The sequence below is a fragment of the uncultured Sphingomonas sp. genome, from assembly GCF_964237155.1.
GTDB lineage: Bacteria > Pseudomonadota > Alphaproteobacteria > Sphingomonadales > Sphingomonadaceae > Sphingomonas.
Genome location: NZ_CAXSHH010000139.1, coordinates 1 through 3110 on the forward strand (window position 1 = coordinate 1; position 3110 = coordinate 3110).

Consider the following 3110-nt stretch of genomic DNA (forward strand, 5'->3'; position numbering starts at 1 on the left):
GCGACAGGCGGCCAGCTGAGCAAATACCTCTCCACTTTTCCGGGGCAAGTCCATGGTGCCGTTCTGCACCTGGTAATCAATCGGCTCGCTACGTCGCTGCTTGGAGAGGCTGAAGAACGGCCGCTCCATCATCTCCTGCTCGTCATGGGTCGGTATGTCGCCCGGCAACGTCACGAACATTTCGAGCTGGTCGAGCAAGCCGACCGAGCCGCCTTCTATCCTTCTGCCCTTCTTAGTCATAAAGACTCCAAGGTGAGAGACTAGCGGCGCGACCGACCGCTCGGGACGCTCGCCGCGACCGCCTCCAGCGGCTCCAGTCCACGCGCCTCCAGCACCCGGTTCCATGCCTCATGCCCCAGCTTCTGCAAACTCAAGCCGGTGTCGAGGCTGAGCTGGCGAAGCCGCTTACGATCGCGCGGGGTGACCTGCACGTTGATGGGGACGATCGCCGGCGATGCGCTCTCCCGGGCGGGTGCGATGTCAGCCGTCGCCGCGGCGATCGGGGCCGCGGTCGGCTCCTCGTCCAGCTCGCCCATCACGTCGGCAAGGGCGCGGCCGGTGCGCTTACTGCTCATGTCGTATCTCCTGTATCCAACTCCAGACCTGGCGTAGCTCGTCGGCTGCTTCGCGCGCGGCGTGACCGCGCATTTCGGTGACTCCCCTCCCCTCAAGCGAGGCGTCCAGATAGACGGTCCGATCGGATAGATGGATCGGGCAAACTGGGACCGGGTAGCGCGAGAGGGCGGCGCGCGCCGCGGTCGCTCGGGAATCGTTCTTCGCCGCGTTGACGACGACGGCCGCGCGCCGATCGAGGCGGCGCAAGATCTTCAACGTCTCGCCGACTGCCTCCAAGTCGTCCGGGGACGGTCGTACCGGTACGATCACCAGGTCCGCCACGCGCGCCGCCTCGGCCTCGGGCTCCTCGACGGCCGGGCGCGTGTCGATGAACAACGCGCCCTCGGCCTTGCGGCGGAGTCGCTTAGCGGCGTCGGTCAGGGTGGTGCCGTCCAGGTCGACCAGCTCGGGGCGCTCGAACGCCGGATCGATCCGCTCGCGGCGCGTCCACCATTTCGTCGTGGTCCGCTGCGGGTCGCGGTCGATGATAAGGCTAGGCTCGCTTTCGCCCGCGAGCACCGCGAGATGCCGGGCAAGGGTGCTCTTCCCCGCGCCGCCTTTCTGGCTGATGAGTGAGTAGATTTGCACCTTCGCCCCTTAACGTACTCTTACCTGTGACACTGTGAAGGTTCTTTGAAGTGAAGGAAAGAGCCTTTGCACCTTCTCGCGCGAGAGATCGTCACGCGAAGCGCCGAGACGCCGTAGGTGGCTCGGTCGGAGCGCAGCGGAGATAGCGCGCGGCCCGGGCACGGGCGCGGCCCTCCCGGCTTGTCTTTTCGTATCAGTTCTGATACGCACTGAGTGGTGAAGCCGGTCATCTTTCTCGGGGATAGTCGCGATTGTCTGCGCGACTTCCCTGAAAAGGCGCGAGGGCGTGCGGGTTTTGAGCTGGGCAAGGTTCAGGCGGGTGACGATCCCGCGGATTGGAAACCGATGCCGAGCATAGGGCCGGGCGTGCGCGAGATCAGGGTGAGGGAAGCGGCCGGCGCGTTTCGGGTCGTCTATCTCGCCGCGGTCGAGGAGGGCGTGTTGGTCCTTCATGCGTTTCAGAAGAAGACCCAGGCGACACCAAAGGCGGATTTGGAGCTGGCCGCCAAGCGGCTCCGGGCGTGGAAGGAAGCACAATGAAGGTCGAGACATTCAGCAGCGTGTGGGATGCGCTCTGCGATACGCCTGCGGAAGCGGCCAACATGACGGCACGCTCCGATCTGATGCGTGCGATCACGGCGCAGGTGAAGGGCTGGGAGCTGCCTCAGGACAAAGCCGCGGCGCGGCTCGGGATCACGCGCCCGCGTCTGTCGGACCTCCTCCGGGGCAAGATCGACAAGTTTTCGCTCGACGCGCTGGTAAACCTCACTGCTGCGGCTGGCCTGCACATCGAGATGCGGATCGCGGAAGCGGCCTGAGAGGCGGCTTATGGCGATTACTGAGCAGGAGCTGGCGCAAGCCGAAGCGCGCATGGAGGTGATCCGCGCCGCGGGTCATGCCGTGTCCGCCCGCTATGATCGTCGCCGATCGCGAGTCGTGGTCGCGCTGAACACCGGGGTCGAGCTGACGTTTCCGACGCGGCTCGCCGAAGGGCTGGCCGATGCGTCGCCCGATAGCCTGGCCGAGATCGAGATCAGCCCGGCGGGGCTGGGGCTCCACTGGCCCAAGCTCGATGCGGACCTCTACGTCCCGGCGCTGCTCCAGGGCGTGTTCGGCTCGAAGCAATGGATGGCGCGCCAGCTCGGCGCGGAAGGGGGCCGCTCCCGCACGGCCGTCAAGGTCGCCGCCTCGCGCGCGAAAGGCCGTAAAGACGGTCGGCCGCGGAAGTTCGCGACGGCATAATCCTACACTGCTGACCTTGCTGGCTGTGACACTCAGAAGGCTTTCAGGCGAGTAGAGGTAAAACAGAATTTCCTCTTTCGTTCCACTCTCGGCTGACTCATACAATCGCCATGCCGATCGCACCCGAACATCGCTGGCTATATCCGATCGACTGGCGCTAGCTGTCCAGCCTGATCCGGTTACGCCGTGCCACAGGTGACGACGATCTGCGAAGCGCGGCTAGCCGCGTTCGGTTAAGACGCCCGGAGTTATCCAAATTCCAAGAATGGCTTATCGAGCAATATCCAGGTCTTGTCAGACCCTTCAACTTTCCACAGAGCGGCTTCCATTTCCAACATGAGCACGACCAGATCTGTTGGACTTATATCTATTCCTACTATGTCCTTATAGTTATCAGCGGGTTCATAAGATAAAGAATACCAGGTTTCTACTTTAGCTTTAGGATTATCAATTCTAACACGGCCATGGACGATTGCATTCCTGATTATGCGGGCAAAGCCCCAGGGTTCTTGATACTGCTCAACATCACATTTGGCGGCATTATGTATTATCTCTCTGTGTGCCTCATAATATTTAAGAAAAGCATTTCCTGAGATAACGCGGTAATAGGTTCCTAGGGCTCAAACCCAATCAGCGGGTTGAGCTGAGCGCCGTTCGCTGATTCA

5 protein-coding genes and 1 pseudogene are annotated in these 3110 nt (G+C 62.4%); 3 read left to right on the forward strand and 3 right to left on the reverse strand.

Annotation, left to right across the window (positions count from 1 at the left end; all coding sequences use genetic code 11):
• The 3 genes and pseudogenes from ACFE71_RS15290 to ACFE71_RS15300 all read right to left on the reverse strand — a co-directional run.
• A pseudogene (locus ACFE71_RS15290) lies at positions 1-240 on the reverse strand (hypothetical protein); the annotation flags it as partial.
• 20 nt (positions 241-260) lie between these two features.
• A complete protein-coding gene (locus tag ACFE71_RS15295; protein ID WP_375429621.1) occupies positions 261-575 on the reverse strand; it encodes a hypothetical protein in 315 nt (104 codons plus the stop codon).
• The gene (locus ACFE71_RS15300) at positions 565-1203 is read right to left on the reverse strand and encodes a plasmid partitioning-family protein (protein ID WP_375429622.1); all 639 of its coding nucleotides are present in this window, start codon (positions 1201-1203) and stop codon (positions 565-567) included. The genes ACFE71_RS15295 and ACFE71_RS15300 overlap by 11 nt, the downstream gene beginning before the upstream one ends.
• A 216-nt stretch (positions 1204-1419) precedes the next feature.
• Here ACFE71_RS15300 and ACFE71_RS15305 point away from each other — a divergent pair, with 216 nt between their 5' ends.
• The 3 genes from ACFE71_RS15305 to ACFE71_RS15315 are packed head-to-tail and all read left to right on the forward strand — an operon-like array spanning position 1420 to position 2445.
• Positions 1420-1743: a type II toxin-antitoxin system RelE/ParE family toxin gene (locus ACFE71_RS15305; protein ID WP_375429623.1), complete on the forward strand. Its 324-nt coding sequence runs from the start codon at positions 1420-1422 to the stop codon at positions 1741-1743.
• Positions 1740-2021: a helix-turn-helix domain-containing protein gene (locus ACFE71_RS15310; protein WP_375429624.1), complete on the forward strand. Its 282-nt coding sequence runs from the start codon at positions 1740-1742 to the stop codon at positions 2019-2021. The genes ACFE71_RS15305 and ACFE71_RS15310 overlap by 4 nt, the downstream gene beginning before the upstream one ends.
• 10 nt (positions 2022-2031) lie before the next feature.
• Entirely contained in the window at positions 2032-2445 is a 414-nt protein-coding gene (locus tag ACFE71_RS15315) for a DUF2442 domain-containing protein (protein ID WP_375429625.1), read from the forward strand.
• Positions 2446-3110 lie beyond the last annotated feature (665 nt).

Excerpts from the sequence above, each read along its gene's own strand:
- ACFE71_RS15295 (WP_375429621.1), bottom strand. The coding sequence starts at position 575 with ATGAGCAGTAAGCGCACCGGCCGCGCCCTTGCCGACGTGATGGGCGAG.
- ACFE71_RS15310 (WP_375429624.1), top strand. The coding sequence starts at position 1,740 with ATGAAGGTCGAGACATTCAGCAGCGTGTGGGATGCGCTCTGCGATACG.
- ACFE71_RS15315 (WP_375429625.1), top strand. The coding sequence starts at position 2,032 with ATGGCGATTACTGAGCAGGAGCTGGCGCAAGCCGAAGCGCGCATGGAG.